This window comes from Mucilaginibacter sp., assembly GCF_041088075.1.
Classification (GTDB): domain Bacteria; phylum Bacteroidota; class Bacteroidia; order Sphingobacteriales; family Sphingobacteriaceae; genus Mucilaginibacter_A.
In genome coordinates this window covers 1-17,858 of record NZ_JBGCVY010000027.1, presented here as the reverse complement: position 1 = coordinate 17,858, position 17,858 = coordinate 1, and the positions used below count along the sequence as shown (strand labels likewise).

General features: G+C 44.3%; 9 protein-coding genes and 1 tRNA gene. 6 read left to right on the top strand and 4 right to left on the bottom strand.

Annotation, left to right across the window (positions count from 1 at the left end):
* Window positions 1–205: 205 nt before the first annotated feature.
* Window positions 206–292: transfer RNA gene (locus V5804_RS06020), tRNA-Ser, on the bottom strand.
* A 180-nt stretch (window positions 293–472) separates the two neighbouring features.
* On the opposite strand from V5804_RS06020, the gene argB reads away from it, so the two are divergent.
* Together argB and proC are read left to right on the top strand one after the other, a co-directional pair.
* A complete protein-coding gene (gene argB / locus V5804_RS06015) occupies window positions 473–1,261 on the top strand; it encodes an acetylglutamate kinase (RefSeq protein WP_369590475.1) in 789 nt (262 codons plus the stop codon).
* A 65-nt stretch (window positions 1,262–1,326) separates the two neighbouring features.
* The gene (gene proC, locus V5804_RS06010) at window positions 1,327–2,139 is read left to right on the top strand and encodes a pyrroline-5-carboxylate reductase (RefSeq protein ID WP_369590474.1); all 813 of its coding nucleotides are present in this window, start codon (window positions 1,327–1,329) and stop codon (window positions 2,137–2,139) included.
* 57 nt (window positions 2,140–2,196) lie between these two features.
* Here proC and V5804_RS06005 read toward each other — a convergent pair whose 3' ends face one another.
* Window positions 2,197–2,535, bottom strand: a complete 339-nt coding sequence (locus tag V5804_RS06005) for a hypothetical protein (RefSeq protein WP_369590473.1) — start codon at window positions 2,533–2,535, stop codon at window positions 2,197–2,199.
* A 630-nt stretch (window positions 2,536–3,165) separates the two neighbouring features.
* Between V5804_RS06005 and V5804_RS06000 the strand changes: the two genes are divergently transcribed.
* From V5804_RS06000 to V5804_RS05990, 3 genes are all read left to right on the top strand, one after another.
* Window positions 3,166–6,393: a SusC/RagA family TonB-linked outer membrane protein gene (locus V5804_RS06000; protein ID WP_369590472.1), complete on the top strand. Its 3,228-nt coding sequence runs from the start codon at window positions 3,166–3,168 to the stop codon at window positions 6,391–6,393.
* A 20-nt stretch (window positions 6,394–6,413) separates the two neighbouring features.
* Window positions 6,414–7,955 carry a RagB/SusD family nutrient uptake outer membrane protein gene (locus tag V5804_RS05995; RefSeq protein ID WP_369590471.1) on the top strand — a complete coding sequence of 514 codons (1,542 nt, stop codon included), beginning with the start codon at window positions 6,414–6,416 and terminating at the stop codon, window positions 7,953–7,955.
* 501 nt (window positions 7,956–8,456) lie between these two features.
* The gene (locus V5804_RS05990) at window positions 8,457–11,285 is read left to right on the top strand and encodes a hypothetical protein (RefSeq protein ID WP_369590470.1); all 2,829 of its coding nucleotides are present in this window, start codon (window positions 8,457–8,459) and stop codon (window positions 11,283–11,285) included.
* Between the two features lie 74 nt (window positions 11,286–11,359).
* Here the strand turns inward: V5804_RS05990 and V5804_RS05985 are convergent, their stop codons facing one another.
* Together V5804_RS05985 and V5804_RS05980 are read right to left on the bottom strand one after the other, a co-directional pair.
* Window positions 11,360–12,682 (bottom strand): vanadium-dependent haloperoxidase, encoded by a 1,323-nt coding sequence (locus tag V5804_RS05985; RefSeq protein ID WP_369590469.1) that lies wholly within the window; start codon window positions 12,680–12,682, stop codon window positions 11,360–11,362.
* A 3-nt stretch (window positions 12,683–12,685) separates the two neighbouring features.
* On the bottom strand, window positions 12,686–16,264 hold the full coding sequence (locus tag V5804_RS05980; protein WP_369590468.1) for a VCBS repeat-containing protein: 3,579 nt from the start codon (window positions 16,262–16,264) through the stop codon (window positions 12,686–12,688).
* Window positions 16,265–16,739: 475 nt separating this feature from the next.
* Here V5804_RS05980 and V5804_RS05975 point away from each other — a divergent pair.
* Window positions 16,740–17,858, top strand: a 1,119-nt coding sequence (locus tag V5804_RS05975; protein ID WP_369590467.1) for a beta-N-acetylhexosaminidase, incomplete at its 3' end; no start/stop codon positions are given.

Here is a 17,858-nt window from a genome sequence, read left to right as displayed (position 1 = left end):
GTACAACGCAAAGGGAGGCTTCACCCATTCCTTGTTGCCCATGCAATGTTATTAAAAGCAATTCGCTGAGCAATTAAAAACCCTTAAGTTCACTCACCTGATGACAATTTTTATCTGAAATTGGCGGATAAAAATTTGGACTAAAATACAAAAGCCTGAAATCAATTGATTTGCAGGCTTCTAATAGATTTGTTATCAAAATTTGCGGAGAAGGTGGGATTCGAACCCACGATACCCTTGCGAGTATACAAACTTTCCAGGCTTGCTCTTTCGACCACTCAGACACCTCTCCGTGTTTTTTTGGATTGCAAAGTTAAAATTTTCCGTTGGTTACGCTAATTTAATTTTTGCCCGCCAATTTTATGCCGGTAAAAGAAGTATAGCATCTATTTCTTTAAATGTTGGTTCTTCGGGCGCTTCCAAACAAATCATTCCTTATTTTCGGCACCAAATAAATAGGGGTAAAAGAAGCATGAAGCTCTACGTAATTAAAATTGGCGGCAACGTAATTGACAATTCAGAAAACCTGCACCGCTTTTTAAAAGATTTTGCAGCGTTAAAAGGGTTGAAAATCCTCGTTCACGGCGGCGGAAAAGTGGCCACGCAAATCTCCTCTTCGCTGGGGATTGAAGCGCAACTGGTAGATGGCCGCCGCATTACCGACATCGAAACGCTACGCGTGGTTACGATGGTTTACGCTGGATTGATCAACAAAAACATGGTGGCGCAATTGCAGCGTTACCACAACAACGCCATTGGTTTAACCGGTGCCGACGGCGATTTTATCCGTGCAAAAAAACGCCCGGTTAAAACAATTGATTATGGTTTTGTGGGCGATTTAGATGCGGATTCGATCTCCGCAGAAAACATTTGCAAATTGCTGGATGCTTCTTTTACACCTGTTTTTTGTGCATTGACACACGATGGCGAAGGCCAGTTGCTGAACACCAACGCCGATACGATTGCCTCTGCCCTCGCCGTTGCCCTGGCCAAAACCTACGAAACGACTTTGATTTATTGCTTTGAGAAAAAAGGCGTTTTGCAGGACATCAACGATGAAGATTCTTTGATCCGCGACATCAACCCGGAACGTTACGAGCAATTAAAATTAGAAAAAATAGTTTCCGAAGGGATGCTGCCGAAGCTGGACAACGCTTTTGCCGCGATAAAAAGCGGTGTAAAAGAAGTAATTATTGGCCAGGCCGATGAACTGCATTATTTGAATACCGAAAATAGTTTTGGAACGAGTTTGAGAAAGTAGCAAGTATTCAGTATCAGGTATCAAGTCTGCTTGCACTTACTTAAAACTTACAACTGAAAAAAAACATGATTGACAAAAAAATAGCTATCCTCGGCAGCGGCAACATTGGCTTATCGCTGGCCAAAGGTTTGGTAAAAGCCGGGATTTGCGAAGCCGGACAAATTACGTTAACACGCCGAAACATTGCGGCTTTGCAACCGCAAACCGAAGCCGGATTTTTGGTTTCCAACGATAATTTTAGGGCGGTAAAAGAAGCATCCATTGTCATCATTGCCGTTTTGCCGCAGCAATTGAACAAGTTGCTGGACGAGATCAAACCGGGCATCAACCTGGAAAACCAATTGTTTATTTCTGTAATTTCTGGGGTAAGTTGTGCCGATATCAAAAAACAATTACAAGCCGAAGTTCAAGTAGTTCGCGCGATGCCAAATACGGCCATCGCGATCGGCCATTCCATGACTTGCCTGGCCACCGATAATGCTTCCGCAGAAAACCTGAATTTGGTGAAATCCATGTTCAATACGGTTGGTTTAAGCATCGAAATTAACGAAGAACTGATGACGGCCGCAACGGCTTTGTGCGCCTGCGGCATCGCTTTCTTTTTGCGTTCAATACGCGCGGCATCGCAAGGCGGAACGGAAATTGGTTTCCACGCGCACGATGCTTTAAAAATGGCGGCGCAAACGGCAAAAGGCGCGGCTGATTTGTTGCTGCAACTGGCCTCTCACCCCGAACAGGAAATAGACAAAGTAACTTCGCCAAAAGGCTGCACCATTGCCGGCCTCAATGAAATGGAACACAACGGTTTCAGTTCGGCCATGATCAAAGGCATCAAAACCTCGGCCGTAAAAGCCGGGGAACTTTATAAGGAAGATTGATCAATGCTTCTTTTATCGGCCTAAATTTAGGGTGATAAAAGAAGCATTGCCCCAATTTTAAATTTGCCACATGGTTGGCGTATCCCTGTATTCGCTGATTTGTTCGATAATCTCTTCCACTTCATTGCTGGACAGTTCGGTTGCGCCATCGGCCGTGTAGGTGAACAGGCGGCCCGGCTGCTCAAACGTGATGTAGCCCATGTAATCCGGGTCGTTGTTTTTTTCTAAATGCAGGTTGGCTTCCTTCTCAAAAAACTGGTTCCTGTCGCCGTTTTTCTGGTCGCGGTAAACACTGTATGTGTATGTTAAAACCGCATGGCCATCCGCATGTGCCTGGCTGTCGGGCATGATAATCAAAGGGCGTTTTTTTGCGATGGTGATATGAATGGGTTTCATAAAAATTGCTTTTTTTAATTAATTGTTTAAAATTAATATAGACAGTTAAAAACTGCTGAAAGTTTTTGAAAATTTATTTCTAAAGTTGTTTGAACTTTTATTATTCATTACATCGTTCGTTTACACATATTTATTAAAGGACACACCCCTTGCCCCTCTCGAGAGGGGAAGCATGGCTTGCTATCTTTCTAACGATTGGAAAGGCAGCGTTTGCAGGTTCCCCTCTCGAGAGGGGCAAGGGGTGTGTCCTTTATTTTTATGCCATAAAAGAAGCATACGGAATTAAGTTTAAACAACTTTTCTGCAAAAACCAGGTTTCTGCAAACTGCCTCCTGCCTTAAAACGGCATACTGTTTTTACCCATCCTTTTTATTGCTTTGATATCCCGGCCTTGCTTTTTGGCCACCGGGCAATAATTGGATGTAGTATGTTAAAAAAGTATTACACTTTTCGGGCCTGCCAAATATAGATTTGCCTGTACCAATTGTAACGTTTTTATTGTAAAACCCTGGCCTGTCCCCACAGGTCAGGAAGAGATAAAAATAAGACAGGCGCACCAAATACGAATACTGGTTTTTAGTGTAAAAATCCGTTTTAATTGAATTTACTGTACACCTAAATTAACACAAGATGATCAAAAAGTTACTCCACAAAAAGCTTCCGGGTAAAAAGTTAAGCCTGGGCTTTTTATTTGCAATTTTCACCTTTTATAGTTCGTATGCCCAAGACAGGCAAATTACCGGCAAGGTAACTGCCGGTGATGACGGCAGCAATTTGCCCGGCGTAAGTGTACAGGTAAAAGGCACAACCACAGGCACAGTAACTGCGGCCAATGGCACGTATGCTGTTTCTGCCCCGGCCAACGCTACCCTGGTTTTCAGTTTTATTGGTTACACCCGGCAGGAAATTGCTGTTGCTAACCGCAGTGTAATCAACATAAGGCTGCCTTTGGACAATACTACTTTAAAAGAAGTTAATGTGGTATCGGTTGGTTACGGCACGCAAAGGCGCAAAGATTTGACCGGTTCTGTCAGCTCTGTTACTGCCGAACAAATTGCAAAAACCCCGGTTACCACGTTAGACCAGGCCATACAAGGCAGGTCTGCCGGTGTACAGGTAACCAATAACGATGGCGCGCCGGGCGGCGGCGTTCAAATCCAAATCCGGGGCATTGGCAGTTTCGGGACCAATGAACCTTTGTATGTTATTGATGGTTACCCGGTTACTACCGGCTTAGGTTCTATCAACCAAAATGATATTGCTTCGATTGACATTTTAAAAGACGCCTCTGCTACCGCCATTTACGGCAACAGGGCTGCAAACGGTGTCGTGATTATTACCACCAAAAGAGGCAGAAAAGATGGCGTGGATGTTTCGATAGATGCATTGACATCGGTACAATCTCAACCTAAGATGTACAATGTGCTTACGGCACAACAGTTTGCAACTTTAGCGGTGCAAAGATCAGCCGCTAACCTTGATAACTTCCAAGCACAACCGGAATGGAGCAACCCGGCTTCTTTAAGGAATATTGATTGGCAAAAAGCACTTTACAAAACCGGACTAAAACAGAACTATAACTTTGCCATCCGCGGCGGAAACGAAAAAGTCCAGGCAGCATTTTCAGCAGGCATCCTTGATCAAAAAGGCATCGTTTTGGGCTCTGATTTTAAACGGTACAATGCCGGTTTAAATGTGGATTACACGGCTTTAAAATGGCTTAGATCATCTACAAGTTTAAAATATACGCGCAGCGACAGTAAAATCAGTTTCGGTACGGGCGGGCAAAATGCCGGGCTTGGAATTGGTAGTTTGACCAAATTGATCCCAACCATAACCGGCAATAAATTGACCGACCAGGTTAAAGATGCGAATGGTAATTATGGCTTTTACAACCCGACAAACCAATTTATCAGCTACTTGGCAAACCCGGTTTATGCGGTAGAAACCCAGGACCAGAAAAACCCGACCAATTATTTTTTGGGCACCACATCTTTAGAAGCCACTATTTTTGACGGGTTAAAAATCAAAACAAACCTGGGCGTAAATACCAATGACTACTCTGGTTATTATTTTACACCTTCTGATACCCGCACTGTTGATCAATACGGACAGGCAGGTACAAGTGTACTTTCTTATTTTTCTCAAAATGCAAACAACACATTTGATGTTCTGTGGGAAAACACATTGTCTTACTCCAAAACTTTTGGTGCCCACAGCATTGATTTTGTAGGAGGTGTATCTGAACAAAAAAATACTTTTCGCCGGATAGGTGTATCAGGAAACGGTTCGGTAAGCGATGCGCTAAGAACTGTACAAGGTATAACAACAGCTACCAACCTCTTTGGTGATGAAACCAATACAGCCTTAGCTTCCCAATTTGCAAGGTTGAACTATAAATTTATGGACAAATACCTGATAACAGGAACGGTAAGACGCGATGGTTCATCCAGGTTTGCCCCGGGTCATCAATATGGTGTATTTCCCTCAGGGTCGGTAGCCTGGCGGGTAAAGAACGAATCTTTTTTGAAAGACGTGCAGTCTGTGTATGATTTAAAAATCAGGGCAAGTTATGGCAGCGTTGGTAATCAGTTAGGCATTAACCCGTTTCAATACCTTAGCCAGTACACTTCCGGCGGCGCCCAGGCATCTGCTGATAACGTTGGCTATCCTTTTAACAAAATTTACCAGCCCGGTTTGGTGTTGGCAGCATTGCCAAACCCTAACCTGAAATGGGAAACATCCAGGCAAACAGATATTGGCTTTGATTTGGGTTTATTAGGCGGAAACCTGAACGTAACGGTAGATTATTACAGAAAGGACTCCCGCGACTTTTTATTGCAGATACCTGTACCTGCACAAACCGGGTTTACTACAGCTGCCAGAAATGTTGGCAGTGTAAGAAACAGCGGTTTAGAGTTTAATGTGGAATACCGCGAATCTAAAGCTCCGTTTAAATACGGCATTGGTTTAAACCTGACAACGGTAAACAACAAGTTACTGACTTTGGCAGATGGGCTCGATGCAGTTTATAATTTTTCTAACCTGGGCCTGCCAAACGTAGGCGGCAATACCTGGACTGTTTTTAGCCAGTCAAAAGTTGGAGGCCCGATTGGTGCGTTCTACGGCTTTAAATCTGCCGGTATCTTTCAAAACCAGGCTCAGATAGATGCACTGAATGCTGGTACAGTAGCAAAAAATGGCGCAAACACTTTTTACCAGTCATCGGCAACGCAACCGGGCGACCGTAAATTTGTAGATGTTGACGGTGATGGCAGGATCACTGATGCGGACAGGGTACAATTGGGCAGCCCGATACCCAAATTTTTTACAGGCTTAAACTTAGATGCATCTTACAAACAATTTGATTTTAACGCATTTTTCTATGCCTCTGTTGGCAATAAAATATTCAATTATGCAGAGCGTACTTTAGAAACTTTTGGTGCTACGCAAGGCGGCATCGGTATCGAAAACATCAGCCAGCAATATTTGGCCAATGCCTGGACGCCATCCAACCCTTCTAACCGTTATGCCAGAATAACCAAAGCAGATGACAATGGCAATACGCGCCCATCCGACGTTTATGTGGAAGACGGCAGCTTTTTAAAATTAAAAAATTTACAAATAGGCTATACGCTTCCTGTAGCCTTGGCCAAAAGCATTGCCTTGTCAAGGATAAGGTTGTATGTGAGTGCACAAAACCTGTTTGTCATTACCAAATATACAGGCTTGGATCCGGAGATCGGGCAAGTGGCCGACCCTGGCAACGGGGCAAGAAGCGTAACAACTTCCGGCATTGATGTGGGCACTTATCCTTCGTCCAGGTTTTATACGCTTGGGTTGAATGTTACCTTTTAATCAAATTAAATATCAAAAACATGAAACTAAAAAACTATATAACTGTCCTTTCCCTCGGCGCTGCTTTAATGCTTCCCTTAGGTTGTTCCAAGGATTTTCTTAATCAAAAAGACACCTCAAATATTTCCCAGGATGTATTGTTTACAAAGCCTGATGATGGCATCAGGTTGGTAAATGCCATTTATGATACTTTTGACAATGTGGATTTTATGCTCAAATCCCTTTGGTACCAGGCCAATTTCCTTTCCCAGGATTTTAAAAATTATGGTTCCGATACTTTTTTTGAGCGTTACGAAGTACCAACAAGTTTTGATCCGCTCAACACCTTTTGGGTACGTTGCTATCAAGGGATTGCAAGGGCAAACTCTGCCATCCCGATTGTTGCACAAATGAAAGCCAAAGGCATTATTGATGATAAACTGGCCAATCAATTAACTGGCCAGGCTTATTTTTTACGCGGGCTGTTCTACTATTACCTGGCATCAAATTTTGGCGGCGTTCCCTTAGAATTGCAAACCGTAACTGATGCAGGCCGTCATCCGCGCAATACGCAGGATGAAGTATTTGCATCCGTAGTTGCTGATATGAAAACTGCTGCCAGCCTTTTGCCCTCGAAAGAAGAATACAATGCCGATGACTTAGGCCGTGCAACCAAAGGTGCGGCTTATGCCTACGAAGGCGCTGCGCAAATGTGGCTCAAAAAATACAGTGATGCGGTGGCCTCTTTTAACCAGTTGGATGGCAAATACCAGTTGATGCCTAATTATATTGATGTTCACGAGTTTAGCCACCAAAACAATGCCGAATCTGTGTTTGAGGTACAGTTTATTGTAGCATCCGGGGCTGATCAGTCCTGGGGCCACTCCAACGATTCGCACTGGCTGTCTTCGTTTGGTATGCCCGAAGAAGTATCAAACTTTGGTTATGCTTATGCAGATAAAAAACTGTATGATTCGTTTGAAGATGGCGACACCCGTAAACTGGCAACCGTTATCGGCCCAGGCGATGTACATCCAAGCCCCGCTATCAAAATTTCCATGTACCCTAAAATTATTGCCAACTATACCGTAAATGGGGTTACCATGAATACCTGCGGAACGGTGGCCAACCCCTGGAAAGGCGCCGACGGATTGCGGTCGGGCTATTATGGCACTAAATTTTGGAGAGACCCAAGTATAACCGGCTCTACCGGCCCGTCAAATATTTTTAGCGGACAAAACGTGATCATGATGCGTTACGGCGAAGTGTTGTTAAGCAAGGCCGAAGCGCTTATCAAAAGCGGGAACCAGGCCGCGGCAATGGATATCATCAACAACCAGATCAGAAAAAGGGCTGGTTTGGGTGCCAAAACAGGAGATGCCACACAAATCTTGTTAACAGAATACCGCCATGAACTGGCTGGCGAGATGTCTCTTTGGTTCGATTTAAGAAGGTCAGGAGAGCAATTTAACTATGTTAAAAACACTTATGGCATTACCATTCCCAACGGAAAAGATTTAATGCCTATCCCTCAAACCGTAATCGCCAACAATTCAACCATCACCCAAAACCCAGGTTATTAGCAATCAGGTTTTAATTTTGAAGACCGCCTTGAAAACCAAGGCGGTTTTTTTGTTTTTACGGATGCTGTTTTTACCCCTATAAATTTGGTGACAGGGAGTTGCCGCCTTTATCAGCTTAAAAACAAGAGTCTGTTTAAACTTATGTTTGAAGAAACGGCAATGCTTCTTTTAGCCTATAAAAATCAGTGCGGTTCGCATCCGTCTTTGAAAATTTAAAAAAGTTTAATGTTTTTTATGGGATAAAAGAAGCATGAAAACCAGGCTAAACCAGATTTAAACAAGCTTTTGATTCAATGAAATCAAATAAAAATTTACGCCGTATGAAACGAATGGCTTAAATTTATAACCTGAACCTGTCCGAATACCGTCCAATATTTTCGATGCTTCTTTTACCGCATAAAAATCATTGGCGCGTTTTACTTATTAGCATTGGAAACAGGTTTTACAGGCATAAAAGAAGCATCGAGAACAAACCGGATAAAATTTAAGCAGGCCCTTGCCATGAGCGATAAGTTTAACAAAACCATTTTCCTAGCCTGTGTTGCTGCTTTCTGCCTGTTGTCATCCGCTACCTTTACATTCGGCCAAACCATCGCCAACAGGTTTTTAAAAGACGATGTAACCGCAATTAAGGCCGCAGGCGAACGGATGCCGGTGGAGAAACTTTATTTGCAGACCGACAAGCCCTACTACAACAGCGGCGACACGCTCCGTTTCAAGGCTTATCTGCTGGACGCCGGCTTCCTTCTTCCCTCGCCCAGGAGCGGACTGCTTTATGTGGAGCTGGACGACGTGGCAGGCACGGCCGTAAAACGGGTGATGGTGCCCGTTGTCTCCGGTCTGGCATGGGGCAATATCGCACTGGACGAAAAAGAGGTTCGCGAAGGAAGCTTTGTTTTGCGCGCCTACACCAACTGGATGCGCAATTTCGGGGAAGGCTACATCTTTAAAAAAAACATTTATGTTTCTGCAACAAACGGCCCCGCTACCCTGGTCAGGGCCATGTTCAAAACAGACAGCGCGGCAGGCAAAAACAAGGTAGGGGCCAGTTTACAGCTTGCCTCGACCGGCAATATCCCTGTGGCGCTGAAAGACATGAAACTGCTGGTAACGGACGGAAGGCATGTTTTGGCCCGGGACAAAGTTACGACCGGCATAGACGGAAGCCTGAAGTTTGGCTTTGGCCTGCCCGACAAGACAAACCTAAAAAACCTAACGGTAAAAGCGCAGCAGGCCGGCAACGGTGCAGACACGGCCACTTTAACCATCCCGGTAAACATCAACCGGCCCGAAAAGACCGACCTGCAGTTTATGCCCGAAGGCGGCAGCCTAATTGCAGGCACCAATGTAAAGATCGGCTTTAAGGCCGTTGGCGAGGACGGCAAAGGCGTGTCCCTGGCAGGAAAAATCTACAACGGCAAAGGGCAGGAGATAACCAGTTTCAAAACCGCCCACGCGGGCATGGGCAATTTTGAACTCATGCCGCAGGCAGGGGAAAACTATTATGCCAAAATAACGCTGCCCAAAGGGGTTTCAAAAGAATACCCTTTGCCTTTGGCCAGCCTTTCGGGCACCTCGTTGGCCGTAAAACCGCTGGGCAACGATACGTTGATGTTGGTTATTAACGCCACAAAGGACTTAATGGGCAAACCGGCCGCCTATTACCTGATCGGCCAGTCGCGCGGCGTGGTCTGCTATGCGCAGGCCCTTGGCTTCGGCAATAATATACCGGTAAAAGAAGCATTGCCCGGCTCGCTTTTCCCAACGGGCATCGCCAGGTTTACCTTGCTGGACCAAAACCACCTGCCGCTAAACGAGCGGCAGGTGTTCATCAACCATCATGACGGGCTGCAGATTGGCATCAGTACCGACAAACGAATTTATAAAACCCGCGACAGCATTGCCCTTTCCATCGAGGTAAAGGACAAAGACGGCAGGCCTGTAAGCGGCAGTTTTTCTTTGACGGTAACGGACGACGGCCAGGTAAGGACCGATAGTTCAGGCGGCAACATCCTCAATAACCTGCTGCTTACTTCTGACCTAAAAGGCAATATCGAAAACCCGGGCCATTACATTGAAGGCGGCAAGGCCGAAGAACTGGACAACCTGATGCTCACGCAAGGCTGGGTTGGTTATAGTTGGAAAGATATTTTCAACCCGGTTAAAACGCCCATTGCCTACCCCGCCGAAAAAGAGTTTTTGGTACAGGGGACAGTAACCAATGCGTTTAACAAACCGGTTGTGGCCTCAAAAGTTATACTCATTTCAAACAACCCACCAGGGTTCAGAGACACGGTTACCAACACTGAGGGCCGTTTTTATTTTAAAGGATTAGTGCCTGTAGATACCGCTTTGTTTAAAATACAAGCAAGAACCAAAAAAGGCAGCAGCTTTAACGTGAACATAGATGGTGAAGAATTTAAGCCGCCTGTGTTTAGGCCATCGGCACCAATACTTCCCTGGTATGTAAACACTGACACCATTATAGTGGCGAACGTAAACACAAAGGCGGCGCAGCTAAAGGCAGTGGACGATTTGTTGGGAAAAGGCCTCCGTTTAAAAGAAGTAACCATCAAAGCCAAAAAAATTATTTCCGGTTCTAAAAACCTGAACGGCCCGGGTGAATATGATGAAGCGTTTGACGAAAAAGACATGGTAAAAGCCAACAAAACAACTTTGGGGGATTTTTTGGAAAAGAACGTTAGGGGCTATGTGGTTAGCGGGATTTGGGGAAAGGCCCCTTGGGATTATGTACTAAATGGAAAAAGAATACACTTTATAATTGACGGGATGGACTTGGAATATGGTTACGACTTTACCAAGACACTTAGTAGGCTTGAACGCTTCCTATTCATTAGAAATAACCTTGATTATTTTACTGCCGAAGAGATTACAGGTATCGAAGTGATGTATAATAGCCGTTTTATTGGAAGCTACGGTGTGCAATATGCACCTATCGGAGGGCTTCCCAATGGCGAGGAACATGCCTATCTGGAAATAACCACCAGGTCAAAAAAAGGACCGTTTATGAGGGTAACGCCAGGCACTTACCTGTACAAAACTTTGCCTTTTGCCCTTTACAAAGAATTTTACCGGCCCAAATATAATGCAGGCAACAGGGAAGTTGCCATGGGGACTGACCTGCGCTCCACCATCCATTGGGCGCCAAATGTTATTACCGATGCCGAAGGCAAAGCGGTAGTTTCCTTTTACAGTGCCGACAAACCTGGCATTTATACCATAATAATCGAGGGGACAGATTTACAAGGGCAGATCGGCTACCGCAGACAAAAAATAAATGTGGCAACAGCCGCTCCTTCCCGTAAATAAAGAAAATCACCCAAAAAATCAGGACTTACCTAAAAAGTAGTGCTAAAAGAAGCATCGGCCAAAACTGAAAGAAGTTATTGCTTCAGCTTTAATTTGCCCAGCATGTATTCGCTTACTTTTTTGCCTTGCTCCGCACCAACATCCACACTGTTGCGGTAATGGATGCCGCCGTAAAACCGGCTGATCGAAGCTTCGTCCGCAGCTTGTACAAATGATTTAAAGTTCCGTTTCATGCCGATGTATTTTAAATCGCTGGTGTCCTGGAAATTGAAATTATCGCCAAACAAACGTGTTAACATCACGGCTGCCGAACGTGTAATCGTACTGTGCCCGCTTGGATATTCGGGAAAAGGCGGCGTTTGCAGCATCGGTTCCCAAGAGCGGTCAATCTTGTCATTGATCACTGTAACCGGCCGGATGTAGGCACTTTTGTATTTTTCCTGCCAGCAGCACGTAAAAGCATCAAACATGGCAACCGAAGTTAGCGCATAAGCCTGGGCAGTTTTTACGGCATCGGCATGCGTTTTTTTACAGGCAATTTCGGTGATGCCAATCCAATGGCCGCCCGGCGTAATCTTTTTGTTGGCAAAAGTCATGTGGCCGGAATGCTGCAACACAAAGGGGTTATCGTCCCAAAACGTAGCAATATCTTTTTGGTCCTGCGTTAAATTTTTGGTTTGGTTATAAACGTCCAGGTTTTGTTTAAAGTAGATACTGTTTTTATCGGTACTAAATTTGGGCGGCGGCGGCGGTGCAAACTGTTCCGAATTATCCAGCACAAAAGTGTGCATCGTTCCCCAGCAATATTCTACGCCGTCTAAATAATCGGGCGGCGTTGGGTGCCATTTTCCGGGATCATTACTGCCCAAAAACTTTGGCTTGCCGCGCGTTTGCAGATAATTATCGGCATTGGAACGTTTTAAAACCACTTTGGCCACCTGCTCGCCATAAGCTACAGAACGCGCATAAGTAGAATCGTCCATTTGGTCTTTAAAAGAAGCATACACGCGGCCTTCATAGTTTTTGAGTGAATCAACCGAAAAAGTAACCTTGCGCACCACCGTAAAAAATGCTTGGGTAGCAGCCAGCGTGTAGTTGTACTTTTTGCCTTTTTGCGGTTCGGGCATTGCCCCAAAACCGTTTAGCTGTTGGGTAAGCGAAACATATTTTGGGTTTTGATGGCGGATGGCCTCGTAAGAAGCCAGCGAAGCGTAAGCATAAATACGGCAGGCAACCGGCGGCGTAAACACATCGTAAATGATGAGTTTGGTCAACTGGTCTTCATTTTGGTGCAGCACTTCTGTCTCGCTCATCCCGGCTACTTTTGCTTTTTTGCAAGCCGAAAAAAACATGCCTAAAAGAAGCATTAACGTTAAAAATGGATATATCCTCTTCATTTTTTAATTCAAATTGATATTTCTGGACTGCCCGTTTGTGTTGGTAATGACAACGCTTTTAACGTCAGTACCAACATTTATAAACCTGCCCGACTGCGACAAAAAGGAAGAGCCGTAATAAAACTCCTGCTTTTCGGTTTTGCCGTTTTTATAGTTGATGATGGCCGAAGCATCCAAAGGTTGTAAACGGATATTTTTGATACTTCTTTTAAGGGCATAAATTTTTAGGTCGCCTTTATTCTGGCTGGCGGCAACCAGATAGTTGCCGTTGCTGCCTTGCAGTTTTACCAAAGCTTTGCCGTTTCCGGGAATGTAGATGCCGCTTTGCAAAATAGAAAGCGGTTTAAAGTTTCCTTTGCCGTCGCCTTTCAACAACAATCCGTTCAAAGCATCGTAGCGGCCAATCGAAACATCGGTGCCGTAATCATTGCCGTTCATCAATACATCCAAAGTGCCGTCGCGGTCAAAATCATCAACCACCATTCCGTTTAATGTTGAAAATTGCGCTTCATTTGGCAGCGGGATGATCGTAAATTTTCCATTTCCTTCATTACGTAAATAACAGGAACGCAGTTCGTTTGCAGCCAACCTTAACGCGCCTTTTCGTTGTTCGGGCGATAAAATATCGTCCATCGTAGCCGTAGCATAAGATTTATAATTGGTAAATTTTTTCTTCATGCTGATCATCTGTTTCAGCAAATCTTCCCTTCCCGGTGCCGGAAACTCTTTTCTGTCTCCATTTTGATCTGGTAAAAACAGCGAAGGAATTGCCGTATAACTGCCATTATTATCAAAATCTTTTGCCGTGATGTAAACTGGATATTGATCGCTCGCCTGGTAAAGCGTATTCAAACCAACATTCCCAACGATATAATCCATCTGGCCGGTATGCCTGAAATCTCCGGCGACAATCGAGTTCCACCAGCCTGTTTTTTTGCTGATGCCTGAATTTTTTGTTGTGTTTACAAAAACACCTTTTTCATTTTTAAGGAACGTAACCGGCATCCACTCGCCTACTAAAATTAAATCAGGCCAGCCGTCGTTATTATAGTCTGTAAACAAAGCATCACAAACCAAACCTATGTTTTGCAAAGCAGGCGCAACTTGTTTGGTTACGTCAGTAAATTTTACAAGTCCATTTTTGCTATCATTTCTAAAAATAAAGCTTGAAACAGGTTTTGGGTAATTCCAGGGATCAACTCTTCCTGAAACGAACAAATCTAATTTCCCGTCTTTGTTGTAATCCACGGAACGGACACAAAGCTTGCTGGTAAAGTTTTGGGGCAAAGCGTTTTGTGCCAAAGTGAAATTTCCCTTGCCATCATTTAAATAAAGCCGGTCCTGATAATTTGGGCTGTTGGGCGCGTTTTTGTAGCCGCCGCTGGCGATGTACAAATCCGGTTTTCCGTCGCCGTTGGCATCAAACAACAGCAAACCTTCATCCTGATAATCATTGCCGATACTGTTTTTACCGGGTAAAATTTGGCGTTGCAAAAACCTGCCTTTTTGTTGCTGCAAAAAAACCTGCGCCGAGAAATTTGCATTGCCGCCCATCACCAAATCATCCAAACCGTTTCCGTCCACATCGCCAACGGCCAGACCCGGCGCGTATTCCGAAAACTTGTGCGGCAGCAGTTTCTGGACAGTAAAATCGGCAAAATCGTAAGCATTGTGCTTGTAGTTTACGCCCATTTCCCGCGTTACTTCTTTAAACAACGCAGCCGAATTCAATAAAGGAAGTTTTGTTGTCAATGCTTCTTTTGCATCGGTAAATTTGACTTGGAGAATTTGATCAGCCTTAATATTCCTAAGCACTTGCTTTTTGCCGTTTGGCCATTCAACCACCACAGAATCCACCAACGTAGTTTTGCCCAAACCAAAATGCGCGATGTTTTGCATGGACGACAGGTAGCCGCGGTAAGGCGAGTTTTCGTAAAACTGGTGCTTGCCGTGGTTGTAATAAATATCGGCAAATGCACCTAAACCGTTTAGGTTTTGCCGGTCGCCTTGAAATTTGATTTGCAGAAAATGTGTATTAGCCGGGTTTTTTTCGCGCGAAGTATTTTTGTAAACCAAAGCTTCATCATCAATATTGTTCACAACCATATCCATCGCGCCGTCGTTGTTTAAATCGACATAAACCGCTCCGTTGGAAAAAGTTGGGACCGATAAGCCCCAATTGTTCGTTTCATCACTAAAGGTTAAATTGCCTTTGTTTTGAAAAGCGTAATTGTGCAGTTTCACCTGTGGGATTTGATCAAACAACTGTTTTTTTGAAGTGACGGTATAAGCTTCGTCGCGGTAAGTCATAAAATCATGGTCAGAAACATCCCTTGGAAAACCGTTGGTGATCACTACATCCCTAAAACCATCATTGTTGAAATCGGTGATTACCGGCGTCCAGCTCCAATCGGTTTGTGCAACACCGCTCAAAAAACTGATCTCGCTAAAAGCCGGGCTTCCAATCGAATCCTGCTGGCCAACGCGCGGCCCTTGGTTTAACTGTAGGGTATTGCGCACATATTGGTACTGGTAATTGTAAAAATCGAAGTTTTGGTAGGTTTGGTAACTGCTTGGGCCAAGCATCATTTTTTTGCGGTAGTTGTCTTCCGGGTTCATGTCCAGCTCAAAAACATCCGCCAAACCATCGTTGTTTATATCCTGGATATCAAGGCCCATTGCATTAAAGGAAGTGTGTTTGAAATACTCGTGTGAGCGGTCGGTAAAAGTGCCGTTGTGGTTGTTGATGTATAGGATGTTGGAGGAAATGAAATCGTTGGACACATAAATATCTTTCCAGCCGTCGCGGTTGATATCGGCAATCACTGCGGAATGTCCGTAACCATAAACGGTAATGCCAGCCTCTTTAGAAACATCATGAAAAACCGGGTGCTTTGCTGCCACGTCTGCATCGTTCCGGTACAACCTGCCTGTACTTTTATTAAAACTGCCTTTGCCGGAAGCGCCAAAACGCAACTGGTCGTTCCCGGTTGATGCTTCGTTTACCGTTAAATATAAGTCGAGGTCGCCATCGTTGTCGTAATCAAAAAAGTGGGCCATGGTAGATTGGACGTTGATATCTAAGCCATATTCTTTGGCCATATCCTTAAAATGCGGAACGCCGTTTTTGTCTTTCCCCTGGTTGATGTACAAAATGTTCCGCCTTTTTGCCGGGTCTTTGTAAATGGTATTGCAGATGTAAATATCCATCAACCCATCGTTGTTGATATCAATGACGGAAACGCCCCTGCCCCACCGGCCCATGCCGCCAACGCCGGCCTCGTCGGTAATGTCTTCAAACTTAAAACCGCCTTTGTTGAGGTACAATTTGTTGGAAACCATATTGCCCGAAAAGTAAATATCGGGCAAACCATCGTTGTTAAAATCGCCGATTCCCACGCCGCCGCCGTTGTAAATATTTACCAAATCCATCGGGTTGATGGAATCGGTTTCGGTAATTAAATTATTAAAATGAATGCCCGAATGCGAAGAAGAGACCGCTTCAAACAAAGTTGGTTTTTTACAGGAAACCAGTGAAAAAACGATAGCAACAAAAAAGAAAAGCAGGTAAACTTTTGCCATGTAAAAACAGTATCGGGATTAAAATTGGTGCAGCAAATTTACCTTTATCAGCCGGAGTTAAAAAAGGTAAAATTGGAATGTGTTTTGGTTGATTGCGTTGGTTTATAGATTGTAAATGTAGGCTTTAAGAGTTTCTGCGGATAATGGATTTTCAGCAAAAACTAAGCTAAAACAAACAAAGAAATTGTTTAAACTTAATACCGGATGCTTCTTTTATGGCATAAAAATTAAGGACACACCCCTTGCCCCTCTCGAGAGGGGAACCTGCAAACGTCGCCTTTCCAAACGTTAGAAAGATAACAAGCTATGCTTCCCCTCTCGAGAGGGGTTAGGGGTGTGTCCTTGATAAACTGTAAATGAAGGATGTAATGAAATAATAAAAGTTTAAACAAGTTTGATTTTTAATGTTTAACATAAAAATCCAAAAGCCGGAAACCCAAATTTCAAAAAGAAATAATTAAGTTGCAGCAAAAAAATGAATTTTCGCCGCGCCTTAAATTTTTTATCCTGCCGGTTTCCAAAGCTGTTGGTTTCGGTTTTTAGCGTTGCGTTTTTTGTGGCTGATACTTCTTTTGCACAACAAAAATCAGTGTTAAAAGAAGCAGCTGTCATCCCGAAACCAATCCAATACGAACTGCAAAAAGGAAAATTCAGGCTAAACAAGGCCACCTTTCTAAACGCTGCGCCTGCGATCAACGCTGCCACCATTTCGCTCTTTAAACAAGCAGTTTTTTCGTTCGCGCATACTGTTTTTACCCACCAAAAAAGTAGTAGTAAAAACAGTATCGGCTTAACGATAGATTCGGTTTTGGTTCCGCAGAAAGAAGGTTATCAATTGAGCATTGGCCAAAACGAAATCAAAATAACTGGGCACGATGATGCCGGTGTTTTCTACGGAACGCAAACTTTGCTGCAACTCATCAACCACGATAAAACCGGAAATTACAGCATCAATAATTGTAAAATTAAAGATTATCCCAGGTTTGGCTACCGCGGGATGGAACTGGATGTGAGCCGCCATTTTTTCCCGGTTTCGGTTATCAAAAAATGGATCAATGTTTTGGCTTTTTACAAGATCAATACCTTTCATTGGCACCTGACAGATGACCAGGGCTGGCGTATCGAGATCAAAAAATACCCGAAACTGCAATCGGTTGCTGCTTACCGGAACGAAACATTGATCGGCCACAAAAAAGAAATGCCGCACCGTTTTGATGGCCGTCGTTACGGCGGTTTTTATTCGCAGGAAGAAGTAAAAGACATCGTGAAATTTGCCGCGGAAAGGCACATCGGCATTATCCCCGAAATTGAAATGCCCGGTCATGCGCTGGCGGCTTTGGCGGCTTATCCGGCTTTGGGCTGCACCGGCGGCCCTTATCAAACTGCCACTTTTTGGGGCGTTTTTGATGATGTTTACTGTGCCGGGAACGAGGAAACTTTCCGTTTTCTGGAGGATGTTTTGGATGAAGTGATCCCGCTTTTTCCTTCAAACTACATCCATATTGGCGGCGATGAATGCCCCAAAACGAAATGGAAAACCTGCCCGAAATGCCAAAAGCGCATCGCCGACGAACATCTAAAAGACGAGCAGCAA